Origin of the sequence: Inquilinus limosus (assembly GCF_002195995.1) — a bacterium.
In the GTDB taxonomy this organism is placed as follows: Bacteria; Pseudomonadota; Alphaproteobacteria; order DSM-16000; family Inquilinaceae; genus Inquilinus; species Inquilinus limosus_C.
Genome location: NZ_NHON01000005.1, coordinates 64,396 through 88,735, shown reverse-complemented (window position 1 = coordinate 88,735; position 24,340 = coordinate 64,396). Strand labels below are relative to the sequence as shown.

Annotated in this window: 23 protein-coding genes; 6 read left to right on the top strand and 17 right to left on the bottom strand. The window is 70.0% G+C overall.

The window, feature by feature from the left end:
* Positions 1 to 24 precede the first annotated feature (24 nt).
* The 3 genes from dnaN to rpsT form a co-directional block, all read right to left on the bottom strand.
* The gene (gene dnaN, locus BWR60_RS04620; RefSeq protein WP_088149834.1) at positions 25 to 1,158 is read right to left on the bottom strand and encodes a DNA polymerase III subunit beta; all 1,134 of its coding nucleotides are present in this window, start codon (positions 1,156 to 1,158) and stop codon (positions 25 to 27) included.
* 277 nt (positions 1,159 to 1,435) lie between these two features.
* Complete coding sequence (dnaA, locus tag BWR60_RS04615) at positions 1,436 to 2,830, bottom strand: chromosomal replication initiator protein DnaA (protein WP_088149873.1); 1,395 nt, start codon at positions 2,828 to 2,830, stop codon at positions 1,436 to 1,438.
* Positions 2,831 to 3,338: 508 nt separating this feature from the next.
* Positions 3,339 to 3,599, bottom strand: coding sequence for a 30S ribosomal protein S20 (gene rpsT, locus BWR60_RS04610; RefSeq protein ID WP_088149833.1), 261 nt, complete (start codon positions 3,597 to 3,599; stop codon positions 3,339 to 3,341).
* Between the two features lie 164 nt (positions 3,600 to 3,763).
* On the opposite strand from rpsT, the gene BWR60_RS04605 reads away from it, so the two are divergent.
* From BWR60_RS04605 to BWR60_RS04590, 3 genes are all read left to right on the top strand, one after another.
* A complete protein-coding gene (locus tag BWR60_RS04605; protein ID WP_088149832.1) occupies positions 3,764 to 4,876 on the top strand; it encodes a PA0069 family radical SAM protein in 1,113 nt (370 codons plus the stop codon).
* A gap of 1,521 nt (positions 4,877 to 6,397) precedes the next feature.
* Entirely contained in the window at positions 6,398 to 7,018 is a 621-nt protein-coding gene (locus tag BWR60_RS04595) for a ribonuclease HII (RefSeq protein WP_088149830.1), read from the top strand.
* Positions 7,019 to 7,065: 47 nt separating this feature from the next.
* The gene (locus tag BWR60_RS04590; protein ID WP_088149829.1) at positions 7,066 to 8,184 is read left to right on the top strand and encodes a site-specific DNA-methyltransferase; all 1,119 of its coding nucleotides are present in this window, start codon (positions 7,066 to 7,068) and stop codon (positions 8,182 to 8,184) included.
* 21 nt (positions 8,185 to 8,205) lie between these two features.
* On the opposite strand, the gene BWR60_RS04585 is transcribed toward BWR60_RS04590, so the two are convergent.
* Positions 8,206 to 9,306: a P1 family peptidase gene (locus tag BWR60_RS04585; RefSeq protein ID WP_088149828.1), complete on the bottom strand. Its 1,101-nt coding sequence runs from the start codon at positions 9,304 to 9,306 to the stop codon at positions 8,206 to 8,208.
* Between the two features lie 68 nt (positions 9,307 to 9,374).
* Positions 9,375 to 9,707, bottom strand: coding sequence for an MmcQ/YjbR family DNA-binding protein (locus BWR60_RS04580; protein ID WP_088149827.1), 333 nt, complete (start codon positions 9,705 to 9,707; stop codon positions 9,375 to 9,377).
* Between the two features lie 168 nt (positions 9,708 to 9,875).
* Between BWR60_RS04580 and BWR60_RS04575 the strand changes: the two genes are divergently transcribed.
* The gene (locus BWR60_RS04575; RefSeq protein ID WP_088149826.1) at positions 9,876 to 11,468 is read left to right on the top strand and encodes an ABC-F family ATP-binding cassette domain-containing protein; all 1,593 of its coding nucleotides are present in this window, start codon (positions 9,876 to 9,878) and stop codon (positions 11,466 to 11,468) included.
* A gap of 205 nt (positions 11,469 to 11,673) precedes the next feature.
* Here the strand turns inward: BWR60_RS04575 and cysK are convergent, their stop codons facing one another.
* The 7 genes from cysK to BWR60_RS04540 all read right to left on the bottom strand — a co-directional run bounded on the left by cysK (position 11,674) and on the right by BWR60_RS04540 (position 16,451).
* Entirely contained in the window at positions 11,674 to 12,648 is a 975-nt protein-coding gene (gene cysK / locus BWR60_RS04570) for a cysteine synthase A (protein ID WP_088149825.1), read from the bottom strand.
* A gap of 89 nt (positions 12,649 to 12,737) precedes the next feature.
* The gene (locus BWR60_RS04565) at positions 12,738 to 13,196 is read right to left on the bottom strand and encodes an RrF2 family transcriptional regulator (protein WP_034848448.1); all 459 of its coding nucleotides are present in this window, start codon (positions 13,194 to 13,196) and stop codon (positions 12,738 to 12,740) included.
* A gap of 3 nt (positions 13,197 to 13,199) precedes the next feature.
* Positions 13,200 to 13,658, bottom strand: a complete 459-nt coding sequence (gene dut, locus BWR60_RS04560) for a dUTP diphosphatase (protein WP_088149824.1) — start codon at positions 13,656 to 13,658, stop codon at positions 13,200 to 13,202.
* Between the two features lie 10 nt (positions 13,659 to 13,668).
* Complete coding sequence (coaBC, locus tag BWR60_RS04555; protein ID WP_230982947.1) at positions 13,669 to 14,898, bottom strand: bifunctional phosphopantothenoylcysteine decarboxylase/phosphopantothenate--cysteine ligase CoaBC; 1,230 nt, start codon at positions 14,896 to 14,898, stop codon at positions 13,669 to 13,671.
* Between the two features lie 126 nt (positions 14,899 to 15,024).
* Entirely contained in the window at positions 15,025 to 15,342 is a 318-nt protein-coding gene (locus BWR60_RS04550) for a CcdB family protein (protein WP_088149823.1), read from the bottom strand.
* A gap of 6 nt (positions 15,343 to 15,348) precedes the next feature.
* Entirely contained in the window at positions 15,349 to 15,594 is a 246-nt protein-coding gene (locus BWR60_RS04545; RefSeq protein ID WP_088149822.1) for a type II toxin-antitoxin system CcdA family antitoxin, read from the bottom strand.
* Positions 15,595 to 15,689: 95 nt separating this feature from the next.
* A complete protein-coding gene (locus BWR60_RS04540) occupies positions 15,690 to 16,451 on the bottom strand; it encodes a class I SAM-dependent methyltransferase (RefSeq protein WP_088149871.1) in 762 nt (253 codons plus the stop codon).
* Positions 16,452 to 16,498: 47 nt separating this feature from the next.
* On the opposite strand from BWR60_RS04540, the gene mutM reads away from it, so the two are divergent.
* Positions 16,499 to 17,329 (top strand): bifunctional DNA-formamidopyrimidine glycosylase/DNA-(apurinic or apyrimidinic site) lyase, encoded by an 831-nt coding sequence (gene mutM, locus BWR60_RS04535; protein WP_088149821.1) that lies wholly within the window; start codon positions 16,499 to 16,501, stop codon positions 17,327 to 17,329.
* Between the two features lie 44 nt (positions 17,330 to 17,373).
* The gene (locus tag BWR60_RS04530; protein WP_088149820.1) at positions 17,374 to 18,153 is read left to right on the top strand and encodes an enoyl-CoA hydratase; all 780 of its coding nucleotides are present in this window, start codon (positions 17,374 to 17,376) and stop codon (positions 18,151 to 18,153) included.
* Positions 18,154 to 18,211: 58 nt separating this feature from the next.
* Here the strand turns inward: BWR60_RS04530 and BWR60_RS04525 are convergent, their stop codons facing one another.
* From BWR60_RS04525 to BWR60_RS04505, 5 genes are all read right to left on the bottom strand, one after another.
* Entirely contained in the window at positions 18,212 to 18,616 is a 405-nt protein-coding gene (locus tag BWR60_RS04525) for a DoxX family protein (protein ID WP_088149819.1), read from the bottom strand.
* Positions 18,617 to 18,717: 101 nt separating this feature from the next.
* On the bottom strand, positions 18,718 to 19,614 hold the full coding sequence (gene iolE, locus BWR60_RS04520; RefSeq protein WP_088149818.1) for a myo-inosose-2 dehydratase: 897 nt from the start codon (positions 19,612 to 19,614) through the stop codon (positions 18,718 to 18,720).
* Between the two features lie 34 nt (positions 19,615 to 19,648).
* On the bottom strand, positions 19,649 to 21,502 hold the full coding sequence (iolD, locus tag BWR60_RS04515) for a 3D-(3,5/4)-trihydroxycyclohexane-1,2-dione acylhydrolase (decyclizing) (protein WP_088149817.1): 1,854 nt from the start codon (positions 21,500 to 21,502) through the stop codon (positions 19,649 to 19,651).
* Between the two features lie 13 nt (positions 21,503 to 21,515).
* Positions 21,516 to 23,435, bottom strand: a complete 1,920-nt coding sequence (locus tag BWR60_RS04510) for a bifunctional 5-dehydro-2-deoxygluconokinase/5-dehydro-2-deoxyphosphogluconate aldolase (protein WP_088149816.1) — start codon at positions 23,433 to 23,435, stop codon at positions 21,516 to 21,518.
* A complete protein-coding gene (locus tag BWR60_RS04505) occupies positions 23,428 to 24,246 on the bottom strand; it encodes a 5-deoxy-glucuronate isomerase (RefSeq protein WP_088149815.1) in 819 nt (272 codons plus the stop codon). The genes BWR60_RS04510 and BWR60_RS04505 overlap by 8 nt, the downstream gene beginning before the upstream one ends.
* Between the last annotated feature and the right edge of the window lie 94 nt (positions 24,247 to 24,340).

Here is a 24,340-nt window from a genome sequence, read left to right as displayed (position 1 = left end):
GCCCGCATTCCTCGGTTCAAGCCGTCACACCCGCATCGGCATCAGCACGTACAGCGCGCTGGAATCGGCGGTGTCGCGGACGATGGTCGGCGACCCGGCATCGGCCATGGCGAAGCGAGCGCCGTCGCCCTCGATCTGCTGGGTGATGTCGAGGAGATAGCGGCTGTTGAAGCCGATCTCGATCTTCGACGCCTCGTAATTGACCTCGATCTCCTCGGTCGCGCTGCCCTGCTCGGCCGAGTTGGCGGAGAGGGTCAGCGAGCCGTTCTCGATCGTCAGCTTCACCGCCCGGCTCTTCTCGGTCGAGATGGTGGAGACGCGGTCGACCGCCTTGGCGAACTCCTTGGCGTCGACCTCGAGGATCTTGTCGTTGCCGCTCGGGATCACCCGCTCATATTCCGGGAAGGTGCCGTCGATCAGCTTCGAGGTCAGGACCACGCCGTCGCCCGCCGCGCCCGGCAGGGTGAAGCGGGTCTTGGTCTCGGACAGCTGCACCTCGACCGTCTCGCCGCTCTCGTCCAGGAGCTTGCGCAGCTCCATCACGGTCTTGCGCGGCACGATCACGCCGGGGATGGCGTCGGCGCCGTCCGGCAGCGGCATCTCCACCCGCGCCAGGCGATGGCCGTCGGTGGCGACGGCGCGCAGCACCGGCACCGTATCGGCCGTGGCGGCGTGCAGGTAGATGCCGTTCAGGTAGTAGCGCGTCTCCTCGGTCGAGATCGCGAACTTGGTCCGGTCGATCATCACCCGCAGGTCGCCCGCGGCGATGGTGAAGCGATGGCTCAGATCGCCGCCCGCCATGCTCGGGAAATCCTCGACCGGCAGGCAGCCGAGCCGGAAGTTCGAGCGGCCGGCGCGCAGCGTCAGCGAGCCGCCGTCGGGGTTGGTCTCGATCTCGACCTGGCTGCCGTCGGGCAGCTTGCGGACGATGTCGTAGAGGGTGTGGGCGGGGGCGGTGGTGCCGCCCGCGGCCTGGATCTCCGCCGGCACGGATTCGACGATCTCGAGATCCATGTCGGTAGCGGTCAGGCGCAGCGCGCCGCCATCGGCGCGCAGCAGGATATTGGACAGGATCGGGATGGTGTTGCGCCGCTCGACGACGCTCTGCACATGGCTCAGGCCCTTGAGAAGGGCAGCGCGCTCGATGATCAGCTTCATCCCGATTCCACTTCGACGATGCCGGCCGCCGGACTGGGTCATCGGGACGGGCAGAGGCCCGGCCGACGCGGCGGGGGCGCACTATAGCCGAAAGCCGGCGGCGGTGGCGAGAGGCAGGCGCAGGGCCGAGGACGAATGTGACAGGCCTCGCCGGCGCGGCTTTCCGTCATTGCGAGGAGGCGAAGCCGACGAAGCAATCCAGGGGCCACGCCAAACTGCCCTGGATTGCTTCGCTGCGCTCGCAATGACGGCCTGGGATTGCACGTTGGCGAAGCGTTCACACCTGCAGCATGCGGCGCAACAGCTCGACATCCTCGGCGAAGGAGCGGTCCTCGCTGCACAGCTCCTCGATCTTGCGCACGGCGTGCATCACCGTGGTGTGGTCCCGCCCGCCGAATTTGCGGCCGATCTCGGGCAGCGAGCGCGGGGTCAGCTGCTTCGACAGGTACATCGCCACCTGGCGCGGCCGGGCCACGGTGCGGGCGCGGCGGGCCGAATGCATGTCGGCGACCTTGATGTTGTAGTGCTCGGCCACCCGCTTCTGGATCTCGTCGATGGTGACCCGGCGGTCGGAGGCGCGCAGCAGGTCGTGCAGCAGCTCCTGGGTCGATTCCAGCGTGATCGGCCGGTGCACCAGCTCGGCATGGGCGGTGATGCGGTTCAGCGCCCCCTCCAGCTCGCGCACGTTGGAGGTGATCTTGTGGGCCAGGAACTCCATCACCTTGGCCGGGATCTCGACCCGCGCCGTCTCCGCCTTGGCCTGCAGGATGCCCAGGCGCAGCTCGTAGGTGGTGGGGTGGATGTCGGCGACCAGGCCCCAGCCGAGGCGGGAGCGCAGCCGCTCTTCCATCCCCTCGAGGTCGGAGGGCGATTTGTCGGCCGAGATCACCACCTGGCGGTTCTGGTCCACCAGCGCGTTGAAGGTGTGGAAGAACTCCTCCTGGGTGGAGTCCTTGCCGGAGATGAACTGCACGTCGTCGATCATCAGCACGTCGACCGACCGGAACATCTCCTTGAACGTCATCGTGTCCCTGAACCGCAGGGCACGGATGAACTGGTACATGAACTTCTCGGCGGACATGTAGAGCACGCGCCGCTCCGGATGCTTCTGCCGGATGTGCCAGGCGATGGCGTGCATCAGGTGCGTCTTGCCGAGGCCGACCCCGCCATAGAGGAAGAGCGGGTTGAAGGTGACGCTGTTGGCCTCCGCCACCCGGCGGGCGGCGGCGTGGGCCAGCTCGTTCGGCTTGCCGACGACGAAATTGTCGAAGGTGAAGCGCTGGTCCAGGACGGCGCCGAACTCGGCGGCCGACTCGGGCGAGCGGTCGTGCCCCGGGGCCGGTGACTCGGCGCGCGACGCCGGGGCGGTCGCGGCCGGGGCGGCCACGGCGGCCGGCTTGGCGGCCAGCCGGTCCGGCACCACGATCACGTCGATGCTGTGAATGTCCGGATTCTCGGAATGCCACAGGCTGCGGATGCGGTCGGCATAGTGGGCGGCGACCCAGTCGCGCATGAAGCGGGTGGGGGCGGCGATGCGGACCTCGCCGCCGTCGAGATCGACGACGACCACCGGGCGCAGCCAGCTCTTGAAGGCGCCTTCGCCCACCTCATCGCGCAACCGGCCGCAGACCCGGGTCCATTGTTGCTCGATCGATGCGATGACTCCCCCCATCGACGACATGCTGCCTTCCGACCCCTCTCGATCCGATCCGCGGCGCGCTGCCCGCCACGCCCCCGACTGTACCTGCTCCCACCACCAACAACACCAGATGCCCGATGCGCGGCTGCCATGCTCGCAGAATTCAAACTGTAATAATCACAGTATCACGACCGACGTGCAGGAACAATTCCCCACAGCTACTTGTGAAGCTGCGAAGGCGGTTAATAAAAAATGTATGAGTATTTCTCAGGGACACCAATAGACTTCTGCCAATCTTCGTGAGGAAGGCTGGTAGCCGGGCAAGTTGTGTCCTGAGGTCATCTTCACCTGCTGATGTGCAGGCGAAAGACGATCATATGCAGGGTGGGCGCGGGCTGGCAACGGAACAAATCCGGACCATCCCAAAACGCAAAAAACGGTCCCGGACGGCGGCCCGTTGTGCCGCATCCGCCGTTATCCCCGGCAATAAGAAAGCCGTTCCGCGGCGGCTGCCGCGGAACGGCTTGTCGGTGATCGAGGCTTAGAGGGCCTTGATGCGGCCGGACAGGCGCGACAGCTTGCGCGCGACCGTGTTCTTCTGCAGCACGCCCTTGGTGACGCCGCGATGCATCTCCGGCTGCGCCGCCTTGAACGCCTCGGCCGCGGCGGTCTTGTCGCCGGACTCGATCGCCGCCTCGACCTTCTTGACGAAGGTGCGGATGCGGCTGACGCGGTTGCGGTTCACGACCGTGCGGCGCTCGGTCTGGCGGATGCGCTTCTCGGCGGACTTGTGGTTGGCCATTGTCGGTCCCAGTTCGGGCCAACGACGGCCCCAAGAAAAACGAGGGCGCTTGATAGTCCCTTCGCGCCCGGGCGTCAAGACGAGTCTCGGCGCCGCCTGCGGTCCCCCATGTGGCCCGCCCGCGAGGCATTGGCAAGTCTGTCGTCATGTTCTATATTTGTTCCATGCCGATCAAGCCGCCAGACCCAGATCTCGACGAGCTGCCCGACCAGCCGCGCAAGGGCCGCGGCGCGGTCAGCAACCGCACCGGCCGCTTCGAGGCCGCCACCCGCCACCGGGTCGACGACGGCTGGGCCGGGCTGGCGCCGGAGGAGGACGAGGAGCCGCCGCTGCGCACGCGGCTGCATGTCGACACCGCCCGCACCATCATCACCCGCAACGACTCGCCGGACATCATGTTCGACCGGTCGATCAACCCCTACCGGGGATGCGAACACGGCTGCATCTACTGCTTCGCCCGGCCGACCCATGCCTGGCTGGGCCTGTCGCCGGGCCTCGATTTCGAGACCCAGCTCTTCTACAAGCCGGACGCGCCGGAGCTGCTGGAGGCGGAGCTGCGGCGCCCCGGCTATGTCCCGGCGGTGATGGCGATGGGCACCAACACCGACCCCTACCAGCCGATCGAGCGCGAGCTGAAGCTGACCCGCCGGGTGATCGAGGTGCTGTCACGCTTCAACCACCCGCTCGGCATCGTCACCAAATCGGCGCTGATCGCCCGCGACATCGACCTCCTGGCGCCGATGGCGGCCAAGGGGCTGGCGGCGGTCTGCATCTCGCTGTCGACCCTCGACCGCGAACTGGCCCGGACGCTGGAGCCGCGGGCCGCGACTCCGCCGCGGCGGCTGGAGACGATGCGGCAGCTGACCCAGGCCGGCATCCCGGTGATCGTGCTGACCTCGCCGATGATCCCCGGCCTCAACGACCATTCGCTGGAGCAGGTGCTGGAGGCGGCGGTGAAGGCCGGGGCCACCGCGGCCGGCTGGACCCTGCTGCGGCTGCCGCTGGAGATCGCCGGGCTGTTCGAGGAGTGGCTGCAGGCGCATGCGCCGGACCGCGCCGGGCGGGTGATGTCGCTGATCCGCCAGACCCGCGGCGGCAAGCTCTACAAATCCGGCTTCGGCGAGCGGCATCGCGGCGAGGGGCCGGTGGCGGAGCTGATCCGCACCCGCTTCAACCACGCCGTCCGCCGGCTCGGCCTCGACCGCAAGCGCTGGGTCCTGGACACCACCCAGTTCACCCCGCCGCCGCGGCCGGGCGACCAGATGAGCCTGTTCTGAGGGCGGGCCGTCGCTCCCGACACCGTCATTGCGAGCGCAGCGAAGCAATCCAGGGGCCGGTTCGCGCTGGCCCCTGGATTGCTTCGTCGGCTTCGCCTCCTCGTAGTGGCGGGCACGCTTCTTCTTGACTTAGATGTTCTTGTTATGTTCCAATTCGGGATGGCCGATGCCGATCCCAGGACCGAGACTGCGCCCACCGCCCCGCCGATGCCGGACGAGGACGCGATCCTGTCCGGCCTGATCGAGCTCAGCGCGGCGATGGCCCGGGCGTTCCAGGCCGAGGCCGTCGCCGCCCTGCAGGCCGACGACCTCGACCGGGCCTGCAAGGCCGAAGCCCGTTTCAGCCGCCTCTTCCTCGGCATCCGCCGCGCCATCGCGCTGAAGGCCAAGCTGCGCCAGCAGCGCCAGGAAGCCCTGCGCGCCGCCGACCAGGACCGGGACGACCRGCGGGACCAGGCGGCCGACCGCCGCCGCCGCGTCGCCCAGGGCGTCACCGGCGCCATCGTGGCCGCGACCGCCGGCGCCACGCCCGACGATACCGAGGCCCGGGAACAACTGACCGCCGATCTCTGGGACCGGCTGGCCGGCGACCATNGCGGGACCAGGCGGCCGACCGCCGCCGCCGCGTCGCCCAGGGCGTCACCGGCGCCATCGTGGCCGCGACCGCCGGCGCCACGCCCGACGATACCGAGGCCCGGGAACAACTGACCGCCGATCTCTGGGACCGGCTGGCCGGCGACCATGCCGACCGTCCCGACACCGCCGACAGGGCCCTGCCGATCGAAGCCCTGATCCGCAGCCTRTGCCGGGCCCTCGGCATCCCGCCCGACCGCGCCGCGATCGCCGCGGCCATCGCCGGGACGGACGAGGCCCCCGACGGGGACAGGGCGGAGACCGCCGGACAAGCGCCCGCACAGGGCTGGCTCCGCCCAGCGGACGCGCCCGTCGCCAGCCGGCCTCCGCCGAGGCCGCCGGGACCGGACAGCAGNTCGCCGCGGCCATCGCCGGGACGGACGAGGCCCCCGACGGGGACAGGGCGGAGACCGCCGGACAAGCGCCCGCACAGGGCTGGCTCCGCCCAGCGGACGCGCCCGTCGCCAGCCGGCCTCCGCCGAGGCCGCCGGGACCGGACAGCAGTTGAAGGATCAGCGGCCCAAACCATAAGCCGTCATGGCGAGGTGCGCAGCGCCGTGGCCATTCAGCGGCTCGATCCCTGGATGGCCACGTCGGCTTCGCCTCCTCGCCATGACGGTTTGGGTGGAGAGCGGGTTGGGTTCGCCTGCCGCGCGCCCGACCTGCGAATGCGCACTGGGGGATGGCGTCCGGGCCTTCTTCTCTCTTGTCACCCTCGGGCTTGACCCGAGGATCCAGGGGCGGCCGGAGCGGCTCCCGTGGCCCTGGATTGCCGGGTCAAGCCCGGCAATGACGATCGGGGTAGCGGCACCAGACACCCTGTTCATCGACCATCCGGGCTTGGCTCTTCGCCCGGCCGGCGCTATGCCCTGGGGCAGGAGGGTGCGGATGCCGGATTGGAGTCTCGAGATCGAGTGCGGCGCGCCGCGGCGGAGCGTCGCCGGGCTGGACGAGGTGGGCCGCGGCCCGCTGGCCGGCCCGGTGCTGGCCGCGGCCGTGGTGCTGACCCGGCCGCTGGACCCCGATCTCGCCTCTCTCATCGATGACAGCAAGGTGCTGACGGCGCAGCGGCGCGAGGCGCTGGTGCCTCGCATCCGGGCGGTGGCGCAGGTGGGCGTCGGCTGGGCCTCGGTCGAGGAGATCGACCGAATCAACATCCTCCAGGCCAGCATGCTGGCGATGCGGCGCGCGCTCGACGCCCTGCCGGAGCGTCCGGACATGGCGCTGGTCGACGGCAACAGGGTGCCCGACGGGCTGCCCTGCGACGGCCGCGCGGTGGTCGGCGGCGATGCCCTGTCGCTGTCGATCGCGGCGGCCTCGATCCTCGCAAAAGTTGTGCGCGACCACGAGATGTTGCGTCTCTCCACCCTCCATCCCGGCTATGGGTGGGAACGCAACGCCGGCTACGGCACGCCCGAGCACATCGCCGCGCTCGACCGGATCGGGGTCTGCGCGCATCACCGGCGGTCGTTCGCCCCGGTGTTTCAGCGACTCGCCATAACCGGCTGATTCGAAGGGGTATTGACGCCGAGTCCTTCGCGACTCATCGTCGCCCTATGAGCGAATCACCCATCCTCACCGAGCGCCTGCCGCCGGGCTGCCGGATCGTCCTCGGCGACTGCGTCTCGGCGATGCGGTCGCTGCCCGCCGGCTCGGTCGATTGCGTGTTCGCGGATCCGCCCTACAACTTGCAGTTGGGGGGAGAACTGCGCCGGCCCGACGAGAGCCGGGTCGACGGCGTCGATGCGGAATGGGACAAGTTCAGCGACCTCGCCACCTATGACCGGTTCACGCGGGACTGGCTGGCGGCGGCGCGCCACGCGCTGAAGGACGACGGCACGCTGTGGGTGATCGGCACCTACCACAACATCTTCCGGGTCGGCGCCATCCTGCAGGATCTCGGCTTCTGGATCCTGAACGACATCGTCTGGCGCAAGTCGAACCCGATGCCGAATTTCCGCGGCACCCGCTTCACCAACGCACATGAGACGCTGATCTGGGCCGCCAAGTCGCCCGACAGCCGCTACACCTTCAACTACGACGCCATGAAGGCGCTGAACGAGGAACTGCAGATGCGCAGCGACTGGACGCTGCCGATCTGCAGCGGCGGCGAGCGGCTGAAGATCGACGGCCGCAAGGCGCATCCGACGCAGAAGCCCGAGGCGCTCCTGTGGCGCGTCCTCCTGTCCTCGACCCGGGCGGGGGAGACCATCCTCGACCCGTTCTTCGGCAGCGGCACCACCGGCGCCGTGGCCAAGCGGCTGGGCCGCAGGTTCATCGGCGTCGAGCGCGAGGAGGTCTATGCCCGCGTCGCCGCCCAGCGCATCGCCACCATCGAATCGCCGGCCGATCCCAGCATGCTCGACACCCTGTCGAAGCGCCAGGCGCCGCGCGTGCCCTTCGGCTGGGTGGTGGAGCGCGGCATGCTGCGGCCGGGCGACCGGCTGTTCGACACCCAGCGCCGCTACGTCGCCAAGGTGCGAGCCGACGGCACGCTGATCGCCAGCAACAGCGAGGGCGACCATGCCGGGTCGATCCACCGGGTCGGCGCGGCGCTGCAGGGCGCCCCCTCCTGCAATGGCTGGACATTCTGGCATTTCGAGGCGCAGCGCGACCGGCTGGCCCCGATCGACCTGCTGCGCCAGAAGATCCGGGCCGAGATGGCGGTGCATTGAGGCGGCGGTCGCCGTCTCAGCTCACTCCGCCAGCCGGTTGTATTTCCTCAGAATCTCCCGCAGCCGGTCATGCGGGATCGCGTGCAGCGTGTTGCCGTCGCGGCCGGTCATGGTCTCGGCCGCGACCATGGCGTTCACGATCGCCTCCTCGGTCGCCTGGGCCGCGGCCTCGATCAGCCCGTCCATGGCGTCGTTCGGCAGCACCTGCACCAGCCGGCTGTCCCTGCGGCTGAAGGCCCCGGGATTGGCGGTCGAGAAGGCGACGAAGATGTCGCCGCTGCCATTGGCGCCATAGCCGCCGGTGCGGGCGATGCCGATGGGCGCCCGCCGGGCCAGGCGCTTCAACTGGTGCGGCAGCAGCGGCGCGTCGGTGGCGATGACGACGATGATCGACCCGGTGTCGCGGTCCCGGGCCAGGTCCGGCAGCAGGTCCGGGATCTCGCGCCCGACCGGGACGCCGGCGATCATCAGGTTCTTGCGGCGGCCGAAATTGCCCTGCACCAGCACGCCGACGGTGTGGCCGCCCTCCTCGGGTGAGAGCCGGCGCGAGGCCGTGCCCGTGCCGCCCTTGAAGCCGAACAGCGACATGCCGGTGCCGCCGCCGACATTGCCCTCCGCCACCGGGCCCGGCCGGGCGCCGTCCAGCGCCTCGACCGCATGCTGCGCCGTGACGTGGAAGCCGTTGATGTCGTTCAGGGTTCCGTCATAGGTCTCGGCCACCACCGGCAGGCACCAGTAGAGGTCGTTGGCCAGCGGCGCCACCAGGCCGTGGCGGCCCTGCCAGCCGATCACGGCATCGCGCACCACGCCGACGCTGTGGCTGTTGGTGATCGTCAGCGGCCCTTCGAGGAAGCCCGATTCCTCGATCCAGATCGTGCCGGTCATCTCGCCATTGCCGTTCAGCACGCCGGTGCCGGCGAAGACCGGGTCGAACACCCGCCCGCGCGGCAGGATGGCGGTCACGCCGGTGCGTGCCGGCCCCCGACCGACCTCCAGCCTGCCGTCGCCGGCGATGATGGTGGCGGTGCCGACCTCGATCCCGGCGATATCGGTGATGGCGTTGAGCGGCCCGGGCTCGCCGTCGAAGGGGATGCCCAGATCCCGGGCTCGAGGCTTGGTCATGGTCGCATCCTCCGCTGTGCCGTTTCCTTCCGGCTAGCGCGGCGGCAGCCGGCTGTCCATGCCGGTCATCAGCCGGGCCGCTGCCGCACCAGCCGCTTCGGCGCCACCTCGCGCCAGGCCTCGGCCACCAGCGCCGCCATCTGCTCGTCATCGACCTGCGGCAGGGTGACGAAGGTCCAGACCAGCCGGCCCCAGCGCGCCGGGGCGAAGGCCTCGGGGCGGGCGGCGAACAGCATCTCCTGGTGGTCGTGCGGCAGCTTCAGCACCGCCCGCCGTTCCGCCGGGCGCAGCACGGCGAAGATCTTGCCGCCGACCCGGAAGGATGGCCGCTCCCAATGCGCCTCCTCCGTCACCTCGGGCAGGGCCAGCGCGGCCCGCCGCACCGTCTCCTCATCCGCCATCTCGGGTCTCCTTCGCTCCCCATGGGAAGGATGCGCGCTTGCGCCCGGGTTTGCCTGGGGAATGTTTGCGGTTATGCTGCCGGCCTCACAGCGCAGGAGAGGCCCCGATGGAAAGCACGACGGACCGGAATTTCACCCGCCCCGTCACGCTGAATCCGTCGAGTCCCCATGCCTCTCCTTGCCGCCGAGTCGCTGTCCCACCACACCCCTGACCATCGCCCGCTCTTCGAGGATCTGACGCTCGCCTTCGGGGCGGAGCGGACGGGCCTCGTCGGCCGCAATGGCGTCGGCAAGTCGACGCTGCTGCGCCTGCTGCTGGGCGAGATCCCACCGCAATCCGGCCGGGTCCTGCGCCAGGGCCGCGTCGGCCTGCTGCCGCAGGCCGTCCGGGTGATGCCCGGCATGACCGCCGCCGACGCGCTGGGCATCGCCCCGGCCCTGGCCCGGCTCGACCGGCTGCTGGCGGGGGAGGGGGACGAGGAGGACCTCGCCGCCGCCGACTGGACGGTGGAGGAGCGCGCGGCCGCGGCGCTGCCCAAGATGGGCTTGCCCGGCGATCTCGACCTGCGCCGGCCGCTCGGCACGCTGAGCGGCGGCGAGGCCACGCGCCTGGCCCTGGCCGGGCTGCTGGTCGACCCGCCGGACATGCTGGTGCTGGACGAGCCGACCAACAATCTCGACGCCGACGGCCGTGCCGCGATCTGCGCCCTGCTGGAGAGCTGGCGCAGCGGCGCCCTGGTGGTCAGCCACGATCGCGAGGTGCTGCGCCGGATGGACCGGATCGTCGAGCTCTCCAGCCTCGGCGCCCGGATCTATGGCGGCAACTGGGACGAATACCGGGCCCGGCGCGAGGCCGATGCCGAGGCGGCGCGGCACGACCTGGCCCATGCCGAGCAGGAGGTGGCGCGGCTGGCACGGGAACGGCAGGCGGCACTGGAGCGCAAGGCCCGCAGCGATTCCCGCGCCCGCAGGTCCCGCGCCGGCGGCGGCCAGGCCAAGATCCTGCTGGACTTCAAGAAGGAGAAGGCGGGGCAGAGCCAGTCGCGCCAGACCGGGCTGCGCGACCGCCGCGAGGAAGGGGCCGAGGCGGCGCTGGCCGAGGCGCGGGCCGCGGTCGAGCGCACTGACAGCCTCGCGGCCTCGGTGCCATCGACCGGGCTGGCCGCCGGCACCACCGTCCTGGCCTTCGAGCATGTCTCCTGGGCGCCGCCGGGCGCTGTGCGGCCGGTGCTGCGCGATTTGTCCTTCGCCCTGACCGGGCCGGAGCGGGTGGCGGTCACCGGCCCGAACGGCGCCGGCAAGTCGACGCTGCTGCGCCTCGCGGCCGGGGAGCTGGAGCCGGATGAGGGCCGGGTCCGCCGTTTCGGCGGCGGCGTCGCCATGCTCGACCAGCGAGCCGGCGGGCTGCGGCCGGACCAGACCATCCTGGAGAATTTCCGGGCGATGCATCCGGACGCGACGGACAATGCCTGCCGGGCGGCGCTGGCGCGCTTCCTGTTCCGGGCCGATGCGGCGCTGCGCCCGGCCGGGGACCTCAGCGGCGGCGAGACGCTGCGGGCGGCCTTGGCCTGCGTGCTGGGCGGGCCGCGGCCGCCCCGCCTGCTGATCCTGGACGAGCCGACCAACCATCTCGACCTCGACTCGATCGCGGCGATCGAGCGGGCGGTGGCCGCCTATGACGGCGCCCTGCTGGTGGCCAGCCACGACCCGGACTTCGTCGCCGCGGTCGGCATCGGCCGGGTCATCGCGCTGGGCAAGTGACGCTGACAGTCGGAATCCCAGAACCGTCATGGCGAGGCGCGAAGCGCCGTGACCATCCAGGGGCCGGTGCGAGCCGCCCTGGATGGTCACGCCCCTGCGGGGCTCGCCATGACGGTGAAGGGGACGGAGAGCCGATCTCAATGGCCCATAAACGAAAAGCGGGCCCGAAGGCCCGCTTCCCCCGCACGCACTGAGAAGGCGGAGCTTAATCCAGCCCTTCGAACAGCGCGGTCGACAGGTAGCGCTCGGCGATCGACGGCACGATCACGACGATCTTCTTGCCCTCGTTCTCCGGCCGGGCGCCGACCTCGAGCGCCGCGGCCAGGGCGGCGCCGGAGGAGATGCCGGCCGGCAGCCCCTCCAGCTTGGCGACCTGGCGGGCAACCTGGAAGGCCCGCTCGTTCGAGATCCGCACGACCTCGTCGATCACCTTGGTGTTCAGGATACCGGGCACGAAGCCGGCGCCGATGCCCTGGATCTTGTGCGGGCCGGGGTTGCCGCCGGACAGGACCGGGCTGTCCTCCGGCTCCACCGCGATCGCCTTGAAGGTGGGCTTGCGCTGCTTGATCACCTCGGCGACGCCGGTGATGGTGCCGCCGGTGCCGACGCCGGAGATCAGGATGTCGACGCCGCCATCGGTGTCGTTCCAGATCTCCTCGGCCGTGGTGTGGCGGTGCACCTCCGGGTTGGCCGGGTTCTCGAACTGCTGCGGGATGATCGCGTTCGGGATGCTCTGGACCAGCTCCTCGGCCTTGGCGATCGCGCCCTTCATGCCCTTCGGGCCTTCGGTCAGGTGCAGCTCGGCGCCCAGCAGCTTCAGCATCTTGCGCCGCTCGACCGACATGGTCTCCGGCATGGTCAGGATCAGGCGATAGCCCTTGGCCGCGGCGACGAAGGCCAGCGCGATGCCGGTGTTGCCCGAGGTCGGCTCGATCAGGGTGCTGACGCCGGGCTTGATCTTGCCCGACGCCTCCAGCGCCTCGATCATCGCCAGGCCGATGCGGTCCTTCACGCTCGACAGCGGGTTGAAGAACTCCAGCTTGGCCAGGATGTCCGCCCGGGCATCATGGGCCTCGGCCAGCTTCTTCACCCGCACCAGCGGGGTCGCGCCGATGGTGTCGAGGATCGAGTCGTAGATCTTGCCTCGGAACTCGGTCTTCCCGGCGGTGGAAGAGGACATATTACTCTCCAAGGGCGTAAATTGATTGATCAGCATTTATACGCGTCGGCCCTGGAGAAGGCCAGACGCTCGGATCGGCGCAGGAAGGCCTAGATCGAGAAGTCGACCGGCGCGGCGCGTTCCCGCGGAATGCCCTTGTCGCGGGCCTGGTTCGACAGGTCCTCGATGCTCAGGGCGTCGAGCTTCTTGACCGCCTCCTCCTGCAGCTCGGCCCAGAGGGGGCGGACGATCTCCTGCCCCAGCCGCGATCCCGGCGGCAGCGCGTCCTCGTCATCGGCCGCGGTCTCCAGCGAGCGGATGGCGCGCACGATCTCGCCGACGGTGATGCGCCGGCGCTCCCGCGCCAGGCGATAGCCGCCACGCGGCCCGCGCACCCCGGTCAGGATGTCGACCCGCACCAGCTGCTGCAGCACCTGCTCCAGATACCGGCGCGGGATGCCCTGGCGCTTGGTGATCTCGGCGCTCTGCACCGGCGTGTCGACGGCGTTGTAGGCGATGTCGAGAACCGCCTCGATCGCGAACAGCATCTTCTTCGGCAGTCGGAACATCCGTCAGGCTCCCGTTCCGGTGGATCCATAACCGCCCGTGCCGCGGGCGGTGGTGTCGAGGCTCGCGCGCTCGTCCCAGGTGACGGTCGCGTGGCGGGCCACGACCATCTGGGCGATGCGCATGCCCCGGGTGATGGCGACCGGCTCGTCGCCATGGTTGATCAGCACCACGCCGATCTCGCCCCGATAGTCGGAATCGATCGTGCCGGGCGCGTTGACGATGGTGATGCCGTGCTTGAAGGCGAGGCCGGAGCGCGGGCGCACCTGCGCCTCCCAGCCGCGCGGCAGGGCGATGGCGATGCCGGTCGGGATCATCGCCCGACGCCCGGGTGCCACCGTCACCGGCTCCGCCACCGCGGCCAGCAGGTCCAGCCCGGCCGCCCCCTCCGTGGCGGCGGCGGGCAGCGGCAGGTCGGCGCCATGCGGCAGGCGGGTGATGGCGATGGGGACGGCTTCGGTCATCGGAATGGGCTCAGGCCTTCTCGAAATGGCGGGCGATGGCCCCGGCCAGGCGGGTGCCGATATCGGCCTTGCTCAGCCGCGGCCAGGTCTCGGTGCGGTCGGCGGTGATCAGGTGCAGGATGTTCGAATCGCCGCCGAAGGCCTGGGTGCCGGGCGATACGTCATTGGCCAGGATCCAGTCGCAGCCCTTGCGGGCCAGCTTGGCCTGGGCATGGGCGATCACGTCCTCGGTCTCGGCGGCGAAGCCGACCACCAGGGCCGGCCGGTCCGGCCCGGGCGCGCTCAGAGTCGCCAGGATGTCGGGGTTCTCGGCCAGAGCCAGAGGCGGCGGGCCGCCGGCGCCCTTCTTGATCTTGTGCCCCGACGGGGCGGCGACGCGCCAGTCGGCCACGGCGGCGGCGCAGATCGCGGCATCGGCCGGCAAGGCGGCGCGGCAGGCGGCCAGCATCTCGTCGGCGGTCTCGATCGGCACGACCGCGACGCCGTGCGGCGCCGGCTCATGGGTCGGGCCGCTGATCAGCGTCACCCGCGCCCCGGCCTGGCGCAGCGCCGCGGCGATGGCGTGGCCCTGCTTGCCGGAGGAGCGGTTGGCGATGTAGCGCACCGGGTCGATCGGCTCATGCGTCGGGCCGCTGGTGACGATGACATGGCGGTCGTGCAGCGCCCCGCCGGTGCCGAAGCGGTCGAACTCCTCGAAATACGCCTCGACGGCGGCGACGATCTCCAGCGGCTCGGACATCCGGCCGGGGCCGTATTCGCCGCAGGCCATCTCGCCCGGATTCGGCCCGACCACGCGGACGCCGCGGCGCTGCAGCAGCGCCAGGTTGTCCCGCGTCGCCGGATGGTCCCACATCCGCACATTCATCGCCGGCGCCACCAGCACCGGCTTGTCGGTGGCCAAGAGGGCGGTGGTGGCCAGGTCGTCGGCCAGGCCGGCCGCCATCCGCGCCAGGATGTTGGCGGTGGCCGGCGCCACCACCAGCAGGTCTGCGTCGCGCGACAGGCGGATATGGCCCATCTCCGATTCGTCGGTCAGCGAGAACAGGTCGCGATAGACCTTGTCCTCGGTGAGGGCGGAGACGGCGAGGGGGGTGACGAACTCGGTCGCCGCCTGGGTCAGGATGCAGCGCACCCGCGCGCCCCGCTCGCGCAGCCGGCGGATCAGGTCCAGCGACTTGTAGGCGGCGATGCCGCCCGCGATGACCAGCAGGATGCGGCGGTCACGCAGCGTCAGCGTCACGGCAGGTCCTCAGGGGCGGCGGAGAGCGAATTACATCGCATGAATGTTCTTTAGGGTGCTCAGCCGGATTCGGCAAGCCCTACGATCGCCGCTTGCGACGAAATGCGCGACAGGGGCCGTGAAATCCTACCCAAAGCCTCGGTTCATCATCCAGTCGACCGCGGCGATGATGGCGTCGCTCTCGGCGGCGAGATTCGTCACCAGCGGTCCCAGGCGATCCGTCGGAACCGTAAGGAGATCCAATGTCATCAGAGAACAGGATTGGCCTTCGATCTCGAACACGGGGTGCAACTGCCCGTTCCCGGGAGAACGGCGTGCGGTTCGAGCCAGTGGGATGACAACGCGACGATCTGATTCTCGGAAGAGGCTCGACTGCAGAACGATCAGATAAGGATATCCGGCTCTTGTCGTTCCCAGATTCCGATGCACATCGAATTGCCGCATCGGTATTTAGATTTCGCAATACTCGTCCGCGGGCGTCCCAAATTGAGCCCTATGCTCGTTCCAGAACTTCATCAAGGCGTCGGTCTCCTCTTGGATCCGCCGGCGCTCGGCCTGTTCGATGGCGGTGAGGAGACCGGCCTCGGCCGCTGCAGAGACGTTGATACCCATGGCCTTCGCCCGGGCCACGAGGTCGCTGTTCATGCTGCAGTTGACGGGCTTCTTCGGAGCGTCTTCGCGATAGCGGGTGAGCATATCGTCATCCAATCGATGCGCATAACCTGACCCAAATTTATGCGCAACTCCGAGCAAATACAATCGCCGGAACCTGGATGGTCCGGTCCGAAGCCTCAGATCCGCCACCCCGTATGGATCGCCGCGATCCCGGCCGACAGGTTGGTCCAGCGCACCCGCTCCAGCCCGGCGGCCTCGATTCGCTCGGCCAGGCTCGGCTGGTCGGGGAAGCGGCGGATGCTCTCGACCAGGTAGCGGTAGCTGTCCTCGTCCTTGGCCACCACCTTTCCCATGCGCGGGATCACGGTGCGGGAATAGACGTCGTAGGCGCGGTCCAGGCCGGGCAGCACGACCTTGCTGAACTCCAGGCAGAAGAAGCGCCCGCCCGGCTTCAGCACCCGCCGCGCCTCGCGCAGCGCGTCGTCGATCCGGGTCACGTTCCTGAGGCCGAAGGAGATGGTGTAGACGTCGACCGACCGGTCGGCGACCGGCAGCGATTCGGCGTTGCCGACCATGTGCAGGATCGGCCCGACCCGGCCGCGGTCGATCGCGCGGTCGCGGCCAACCGCGACCATGCCCTCGGTCAGGTCGCAGATGATGGCGCGCCCGGTCGGCCCGGCGCGGTCGAGGAAGCGGAAGGCGATGTCGCCGGTGCCGCCGGCCACATCCAGCAGGGTCTCGCCGGGCCGGGGCCGGATCGCGGCGATGAACTGGGCCTTCCACAGCCGGTGGACGCCGCCGCTCATCAGGTCGTTCATCAGGTCGTAGCGCTGGGCCACGCTGCTGAAGACGCCGTGGACGCGGTGGGTCTTCTCCGTCGGATCGACCTCGGTGTCGCCGAACCAGCGGGATTCAGGATTATGGGGCGCGTCGCTCATGGCCGGGACCATAGCGTCCGGCGCCGGGTCGTGCCAGTGTGCCGGCCATGCCCGAGCTTCCCGAAGTCGAGACCGTTCGTCGCGGCCTGGTGCCCGTCCTGGAAGGCCAGGTGCTGGCCCGCGTCGAGCAGCGCCGCCCCGATTTGCGCTTCCCGCTGCCCGAGCGGATGGTCGAGCGGCTGACCGGCCGCCGCATCGTCCGGCTGGACCGCCGCGCCAAATACCTGCTGATCCATCTCGACGACGGCATGGTGCTCTTGATCCATCTCGGCATGTCCGGCCGGATGATGGTCAGCCAGGGCCGGCCGCAGGTCGTCAGCCCGCACGACCATGTCGTGTTCGAGACCGAGGCCGGGTCTGTCGTCACCTTCAACGACACCCGCCGCTTCGGCATGATGGACCTGGTCAGCCAGAACGCGCTGCACGCCCATAAATCGCTGGAGGCGCTGGGGCCGGAGCCGCTGTCGGACGAGTTCGACGCCGCGTATCTCGACCAGGCCCTGGCCCGCAAGATCACGCCGATCAAGGCGGCGCTGCTGGACCAGCGCGTGGTCGCCGGCCTCGGCAACATCTATGTCTGCGAGGCGCTGTGGGCGGCGCGGATCTCGCCCCGCCGGGTCGCCGCCTCGGTGGCCGGGGTGCGGGCGGCGCGGCTGGTGCCGGAGATCAAGGCCGTGCTGCAGCGCGCCATCGAGGCCGGCGGGTCCAGCCTGCGCGACTATGTCCAGGTCGATGGCGAGCTCGGCTATTTCCAGCATTCCTGGTCGGTCTATGACCGCGAGGGCGAGCCGTGCCGCACGCCGAAATGCCGGGGCACGGTGCAGCGCCTGGTCCAGTCCGGCCGCAGCACCTTCTTCTGCCCGGTCTGCCAGCGCTGACCGGCGATGCCCATTCCGAAAGACCCGATGCGGAGGATCCCTTCATGACCGCGACCTACGAGACCATCCTGGTCGAGACCCGGGGGCGGGTCGGCCTGATCACGCTGAACCGGCCGCAGGCGCTGAACGCCCTGAACGACGCGATCTTCCGGGACCTCGCCCAGGCCCTGGCGGCCTTCGATGCCGATGACGGCGTCGGCGCCGTGGTCCTGACCGGGTCGGAGAAGGCCTTCGCCGCCGGCGCCGACATCAAGGAGATGGCGTCGAAGGACTTCATCGCCGCCTATCGCGGCAACCTGATCGAGAACTGGACCTGCATCGTCAAGCTGCGCAAGCCAATCATCGCCGCGGTGGCCGGCTATGCCCTCGGTGGCGGCTGCGAGATCGCGATGATGTGCGACTTCATCATCGCCGCCGACACGGCGAAGTTCGGCCAGCCGGAGATCAAGCTGGGCACCATTCCGGGCTCCGGCGGCACCCAGCGGCTGACCAAGCTGATCGGCCGGTCCAAGGCGATGGACCTGGTGCTGACCGGCCGGATGATGGATGCGGCGGAGGCCGAGCGGTCGGGGCTGGTCGCCCGCGTGGTGCCGGCGGCCGAGCTGCTGGCCGAGGCGGTGAAGGCGGCGGAGACCATCGCCGGCTATTCGCTGCCGATCACCATGATGGCGAAGGAGGCGGTGCACCGCGCCGACGAGACGCCGCTGGCCGAAGGCATCCTGTTCGAGCGGCGGATGTTCCACGCCACCTTCGGGACCGAGGACCGGCGCGAGGGCATGGCCGCCTTCGCCGAGAAGCGTCCGCCGCAGTTCAAGCACCGCTGACCCGAACGAAAACGGCGGGCCCGGGGCCCGCCGTCTTCACGTCATGCAGCGATCTCGCTCAGTCGCGGCCGGGGCCGACGGCCCAGGCGCCAGGGCCGAAGGCGGTGACCATCAGCAGGCCGCCGGCGATGGCGAGGTTCTTCATCGCCATCAGCTGGTTCATCTGCATCTCGGCGTCGGCCATGGTCCAGAAGTGGTGGACGATGACGATGGTCAGCAGCGTGAAGCCGGCCATGATGAAGGCGGCCAGGCGCGAGAACAGGCCGAGGATCAGGAGGATGCCGCCGCCGAGCTCGACCAGGATGGTCAGCGCGGCGAAGAGCTGCGGCACCGGCAGGCCGTTGGAGGCGACGTAGCCGACCGTCCCTTCGAAGCCGGTCAGCTTGGCCCAGCCGGACATGACGAACAGGACGGCGAGGAAGATGCGGGCGAAGAAGGCGAAGAAGGAAGAGAAGGCCGACATTTCACCATCCGGGCAAGTGATTCGATGCGGGCACTATGACATCAACCGCCCGGCCCGGATGGAGAAATCTTTATAAACAGTGTGTTGACGGACCGCCCGTCTCAGGTCCTGACCTCGAAGCCGGCGCCGGTCGCGAACTTCCACAGGTTGCGGTAGCCAAGACGGGCATAGGTCAGCGGATGCGCCTTGGCCGGGTCCTGCTCGGCCTCTACCACCATCCAGCCGCTGTAGCTCTTCGGCAGGGCGTCGAAGATGCGCGGGAAGTCGACCATGCCGTCGCCCGGCACGGTGAACAGCCCGCCGATAACGCCATCGAGGAAGCTCCAATCCTCGTCGCGCACCGTCTGCAGCACGTCGCGGCGGACATCCTTGGCGTGGACGTGGTTGATCCGGCTGGCATAGCGCCTGGCCAGCGCCGCCGCGTCGCCGCCGGCCACGGTCATGTGGCCGGAATCGAGCAGCAGCCCGACCGACAGGCCGGTGTGCTGCATCAGCAGGTCGACCTCGGCCTCGCTCTGCACCAGCGTGCCCATGTGATGGTGATAGGCCAGCCGGACGCCGCGCTTGGCCATGTGGTCGCCGACGGCCGTGAGCTTGCGGCCGAACTCCGGCCACGCATCCTCCGGCAGGGTCGGGCGCTGGGTCAGCGGCGTGCCGCGGTCGCCGTGGACAGCGCCGGAGGTGTCGCAGAACACCATGACCTTGCAGCCGAGCGCGGCGAGCAGGGCCAGGTGCGGCTCCATCGCCGCGATCTCCTCCTCGACCGAGCGGTCGAGGAGGTTGGCGCTGTACCAGCCGGAGATCAGGGACAGGCGGTGCGCCTCCAGGATCGGCCGCAGGGCGTCGGCCTGGCGCGGGAACTTGTTGCCCAGCTCGATGCCGGTGAAGCCGGCCTCGCGCGCCTCGAACAGGCAGGTCTCGAGCGGCGTCTCGCCGCCCAGCTCCGGCAGGTCGTCGTTGCTCCAGGCGATCGGGTTGGTGCCGAGGGTGACGGTCATCGCGGCGGTCTCGTGCGGTCGGTGGGTGGATGGATCAAGCGGAGCGCCCAGTGACGGGATGCCCGGCCAACTGGTCTTCGTAGCCGGCGCGGGCCCGGCGCACCTGGTCGCGGTCGGAGACTTCGGGGACGGCGACGTCCCACCAGGCGCCGCCGGCCTCGGTCGTCACCACCGGGTCGGTGTCGATGACGATGACGCTGGTCTGGTCGGTGGCCTTGGCGCGCAGCAGCGCCCCCTCAAGCTCGGCGATGCCGGCCACCTTCTCCGACGCTGCGCCCATGCTGGCGGCGTGCAGGGCGAAGTCGATCGGCTGGGCGCCGTCGATGTCGCGGAACAGGTTGTTGAAGGAGGCGCCGCCGGTGGCGTTCTGCAGCCGGTTGATGCAGCCGAAGCCGCGATTGTCGAGCACGACGATATTGAGCTTCACGCCCTGTTGCACGGCCGTCGCGATCTCGGAGTTCATCATCATGTAGCTGCCGTCGCCGACCAGGACATAGACCTCGCGGTCCGGCCGGGCCAGCTTGACCCCGAGGCCGCCGGCGATCTCGTAGCCCATGCAGGAATAGCCGTATTCCAGGTGGTAGCCGCCCGGCGCGTCGGTGCGCCACAGCTTGTGCAACTCGCCCGGCAGGCCGCCGGCGGCGCAGACCACGATGGCGCCGCGCCCGGCCCCCCGGTTGACCGCGCCCAGCACCTGGGCGTCGGAGGGCAGGCGGGCATTGCTGGCGGCGGTGGCACGGTCGACCGACGCGGTCCACTCCGCGATCAGCCCCTTCGTCCGGTCGGACTGGGCCTTTGGCGCGGTCCAGGAGCCCAGCGCCTCGGACAACGCGTCGAGGCCGCGGCGCGCGTCGGCCACCAGCGGCAGGGCGCCGTGCTTGCCGGCGTCGAACACGGCGGCGTTCAGCTGGATCAGCGTCCGCCCCGGCGCACGGAACAGGGCGCGCGAGCCGGTGGTGAAGTCCTGCAGCCTCGTCCCGACCGCCAGCACGACATCGGCATCGACGGCCAGGGCGTTGGCGGCGCTGGAGCCGGTGACGCCGATCGAGCCGGCATTGGCCGGGTGGTTCCAGGCCAGGCTGCCCTTGCCGGCCTGGGTCTCGGCCACCGGCAGGCCGTGGCGCTCGGCGAAGCCGGCCAGGGCCTTCTCGGCACCGGAATAGAGAACACCGCTGCCGGCGATCACCAGCGGCCGTTCGGCCTTGCGCAGCGCCGCGACGGCCTGGGCCAACTCGGCCTCGTCCGGACCGGGGCGGCGGATGCGGTGGATCTGGTCCTCGAAGAACCAGGCGGGGAAGTCATAGGCCTCGGCCTGCACATCCTGGCACAGGGCCAGGGTCACCGGCCCGCATTCGGCCGGGTCGGTCAGCACCGCCAAGGCGCGGGGCAGGGCGGTCAGGATCTGCTCCGGCCGGGTGATCCGGTCGAAATAGCGCGACACCGGGCGGAAGCAGTCATTGGCGCTGACCGTGCCGTCGCCGAAATCCTCGACCTGCTGCAGCACCGGGTCGGGCCGGCGGCTGGCATAGACGTCGCCGGGCAGCAGCAGCACCGGCAGCCGGTCGACATGGGCCAGCGCCGCGGCGGTGATCAGATTGGTGGCGCCGGGCCCGATCGACGTGGTGACGGCCATCATCCGGCGCCGGAACTTCGCCTTGGCATAGGCGACCGCGGACAGGGCCATCGCCTGCTCGTTATGCGCCCGCAGCGTCGGCAGCTCCTCGCGATGGGCGTACAGGGCCTCGCCCATGCCGGCGACGTTGCCGTGGCCGAAGATCGCCCAGCAGCCGGCGAACAGGCGCTCGCGGCTGCCGTCCTCGGCCTCGATCCACTGCGCGGCGAGGTGGCGCACCAGGGCCTGCGCCATGGTCAAACGCACGGTTCCCATCCCTATCGCTCCTTCAAGCCGCAGCCTGGGCCGCGGCGCGGGCATTCTCCCAGGCGGCGATCAGGCTGCCATAGCTGGCGGCCATCCGTCTCACCGCTTCGTCATCGTCGATGCGCCCGGCGATCCAGTCCTCGGCGGCGCGGCCGAAGATGGTGCGGCCGACCGCGAAGCCGCGGCACCAGGGCTGGCGCGCGGCCAAAGTGAAGGCGGCCATCAGTTCCTCCTCCGGCGCCTCCAGCCCCAGCAGCACCACGCCGCGGCAATGCGGGTCGCGCCGGGCGATCACCTCCTGGATCGCCGCCCAGGCGGCCTCCGAGGGCGGGGGCGGCAGCTTCCACCAGTCCGGATGGATGCCGATGCCGTAGAGATGGTCCAGCGCCCGGGCCACGGTGCGGTCGTCGGCCGGCATCGATTTGGGCGGGATCACCTCGATCAGCAGCTCGTGCCGGGTGGCGCGGCTGGCGTCGAATAGGGCCAGCAGCTGGCGGTCCTGCGCGGCCCGGATCTCCGGCGGGTCGTCCGGGTGATACTGCACCAGGCACTTCACCACATGCTCCAGCGGCCATTCGCGCAGGGTGACGCCGACATCCGGCCCGCCCTCGAAGCGCAGCGGGCGCGACCCCGGCAGCTCGATCGGCCGGCCGATCCAGGCGCCGGTGCCGGCGGCGGCGAACAGCGCCTCGCTGCCCAGCCGCCCGTCGATCAGCACGCCGAAGCCGGGCCGGTCGCCATGCGCCTGCTTCGCCGCCTGCCAGGCCAGCAACTTGAAGTCGCCGATCCGCTCCGGGTCCACTCCGTGGCGCGCCACCATCTCCTCCAGCTGAGACCGGTGGTCGAAGGCCATGGCGTGGACCTCGGGCCAGTCGCGGATCCGGGTCGTCGCCCAATGCACCTGGTTCAGGGCCGGGTCCTCGCGCAGCCGGTGATGGGCGCTGCCCTCGGCCAGGAACTGCGACAGCTCTGCCCAGCTCGGATAGGACGGGGCGCAGCCATGCCGCGACACGGCGAAGGCGCCGCAGGCATTGGCATAGCGGCAGGCGGCCTCGACCGGCTCGTCGCGCAGCCAGCCGCGCAGGAAGCCGGCCATGAAGCCGTCGCCGGCGCCCAGCACGTTGTAGACCTCGACCGGGAAGCCGGGGCCCTTCACCCCCTGCTCGATATCGTCCGGGATCGCGCCCGGGAACACGACGCAGCCCATCGGCCCGCGCTTGACCACGATGGTCGCGGCACTCAGCTCGCGGATCCGGCGCAGCGCCGCCAGCGTGTCGGTGGCGCCGCCGGCGATGTGGATCTCCTCCTCGGTGCCGACGATCAGGTCGCAGTCCGGCAGGATCGCCTGCAGATGGGCGCTGACCGCCGAACTCTCGACGAAGCGCTCCTCGCCCAGCCCGTGGCCGGTCAGGGCCCACAGCACCGGGCGGTAATCGATGTCCAGCGCCACCTTGCGGCCATGGGCATGGGCCAGCCGCATCGCCTTCCGGCTCATCGCCGCGACGCCGGGGGTGGAGAAATGGGTGCCGGTGACCACCACGGCCCGGGCCGAGGCGATGAAGGCCTCGTCGATGTCGTCCTCGGACAGCGCCATGTCGGCGCAATCCTCGCGGTAGAAGATCAGCGGGAAGGTGTGGCGGTCGCGGATGCCGAGGATCACCAGCGCGGTCAGCCGCTTCTTGTCGGTGATGACATGGCTGGTGTCGACGCCCTCCGCCGCCAGCTGCTCGCGGATGAAGCGGCCCATATGCTCGTCGCCGACCCGGGTCAGCAGGGCGGTGCGCAGGCCAAGGCGGGCGCCGCCGACCGAGATGTTGGTCGGGCAGCCGCCGACATATTTGGCGAAGGAGGCCATGTCCTCCAGCCGGCCGCCGACCTGCTCGCCATAGAGGTCGACCGAGGACCGGCCGATGCAGATCACGTCGAGAGTCGGCTCAGCCATGACGCGAGACTCCCTCCGGGCGCCAGAACCCGGCCGTCTCGTCCATGGTCCAGCGATGCTCCTCGGTGAACTCCGGCACGGTGTAGGGATTGCCGGGCAGGTGCCGGATCACCCAGGCGTAGTACATGCCGTAGCCGGGCGCCGCGCATTGCGCGTGGTCGAAGCCGTCGAAGATCTTGATGGTGTCGTTGGCGCGCACCTTCAGCACCGTCTCGCCGAGCTCGGCATGGCCGTAGCCGCGCGGATCGGTGAAGCGGTAGTGGTAGATCTCCGGCTGCGGGTGGTGGTGCGGCGGATAGCTCGACCAGCGGCCGGGGAAGGTCACCACCTCGCCCAGCACCAGCTCGGCGTTCGGGTCGCTGTTGCGCAGGTCGAAGATGGTGCGGACGTAGCGGTAGCAGGCCCCGTCGACCTGGCCTTTGCCGCGGTGCTCGTTCGGCACGTCCGCCGGCCCGAAGACGCGGGACGGGAAGGGCTTGGCGTTCTTCGTCTCGTAGACGGTGAACTCGGCCTCGGTCTCGGCGGTCAGGCGCACCCGGGCGCCGGCGGCGACATGCACGGCGCTGGCCGATTCATCGAACAGCGAGGCGCGGGAGAAGCGGACCGATTGGTTGTCGACGGTCACCTCGGCGGTGCCGGACATCAGCAGCCAGGCGGTCTCGTTCGCGGTCTCGACCTCGCGGCTCTCGCCCGGCGCCAGCTTCAGCACGGAAACGGCGATGCCGGTGTCGTCCTCGGGCTCGTCGAAGCGGGTGATCTGCGTCAGCCCCGGGCCGAAGCCGCCGCGGTGGCCGGTCAGATGGCGGGTCATGGGCTGGTCCTCCCGAACGCTATTTCAGTCAAATAGAACAAATATTCCATTTGACTGCAACCTCAGAATTCTGATTTTTCTGTCGCCGTCGGCC

Coding starts and splice junctions, on each gene's coding strand:
- BWR60_RS04575 (WP_088149826.1), top strand. CDS start 9,876: ATGCCTCTCCTTGCCGCCGAGTCGCTGTCCCACCACACCCCTGACCAT.
- dut (WP_088149824.1), bottom strand. CDS start 13,658: ATGACCGAAGCCGTCCCCATCGCCATCACCCGCCTGCCGCATGGCGCC.
- BWR60_RS04595 (WP_088149830.1), top strand. CDS start 6,398: ATGCCGGATTGGAGTCTCGAGATCGAGTGCGGCGCGCCGCGGCGGAGC.
- BWR60_RS04545 (WP_088149822.1), bottom strand. CDS start 15,594: ATGCTCACCCGCTATCGCGAAGACGCTCCGAAGAAGCCCGTCAACTGC.
- iolE (WP_088149818.1), bottom strand. CDS start 19,614: ATGACCGTCACCCTCGGCACCAACCCGATCGCCTGGAGCAACGACGAC.
- BWR60_RS04510 (WP_088149816.1), bottom strand. CDS start 23,435: ATGGCTGAGCCGACTCTCGACGTGATCTGCATCGGCCGGTCCTCGGTC.
- BWR60_RS04585 (WP_088149828.1), bottom strand. CDS start 9,306: ATGACCAAGCCTCGAGCCCGGGATCTGGGCATCCCCTTCGACGGCGAG.
- BWR60_RS04550 (WP_088149823.1), bottom strand. CDS start 15,342: ATGCGGCAATTCGATGTGCATCGGAATCTGGGAACGACAAGAGCCGGA.
- cysK (WP_088149825.1), bottom strand. CDS start 12,648: ATGTCCTCTTCCACCGCCGGGAAGACCGAGTTCCGAGGCAAGATCTAC.
- BWR60_RS04505 (WP_088149815.1), bottom strand. CDS start 24,246: ATGACCCGCCATCTGACCGGCCACCGCGGCGGCTTCGGCCCGGGGCTG.
- dnaA (WP_088149873.1), bottom strand. CDS start 2,830: ATGGGGGGAGTCATCGCATCGATCGAGCAACAATGGACCCGGGTCTGC.
- BWR60_RS04530 (WP_088149820.1), top strand. CDS start 17,374: ATGACCGCGACCTACGAGACCATCCTGGTCGAGACCCGGGGGCGGGTC.
- BWR60_RS04565 (WP_034848448.1), bottom strand. CDS start 13,196: ATGTTCCGACTGCCGAAGAAGATGCTGTTCGCGATCGAGGCGGTTCTC.
- rpsT (WP_088149833.1), bottom strand. CDS start 3,599: ATGGCCAACCACAAGTCCGCCGAGAAGCGCATCCGCCAGACCGAGCGC.
- dnaN (WP_088149834.1), bottom strand. CDS start 1,158: ATGAAGCTGATCATCGAGCGCGCTGCCCTTCTCAAGGGCCTGAGCCAT.
- BWR60_RS04590 (WP_088149829.1), top strand. CDS start 7,066: ATGAGCGAATCACCCATCCTCACCGAGCGCCTGCCGCCGGGCTGCCGG.
- BWR60_RS04540 (WP_088149871.1), bottom strand. CDS start 16,451: ATGAGCGACGCGCCCCATAATCCTGAATCCCGCTGGTTCGGCGACACC.
- mutM (WP_088149821.1), top strand. CDS start 16,499: ATGCCCGAGCTTCCCGAAGTCGAGACCGTTCGTCGCGGCCTGGTGCCC.
- BWR60_RS04605 (WP_088149832.1), top strand. CDS start 3,764: ATGCCGATCAAGCCGCCAGACCCAGATCTCGACGAGCTGCCCGACCAG.
- BWR60_RS04580 (WP_088149827.1), bottom strand. CDS start 9,707: ATGGCGGATGAGGAGACGGTGCGGCGGGCCGCGCTGGCCCTGCCCGAG.
- iolD (WP_088149817.1), bottom strand. CDS start 21,502: ATGGGAACCGTGCGTTTGACCATGGCGCAGGCCCTGGTGCGCCACCTC.
- BWR60_RS04525 (WP_088149819.1), bottom strand. CDS start 18,616: ATGTCGGCCTTCTCTTCCTTCTTCGCCTTCTTCGCCCGCATCTTCCTC.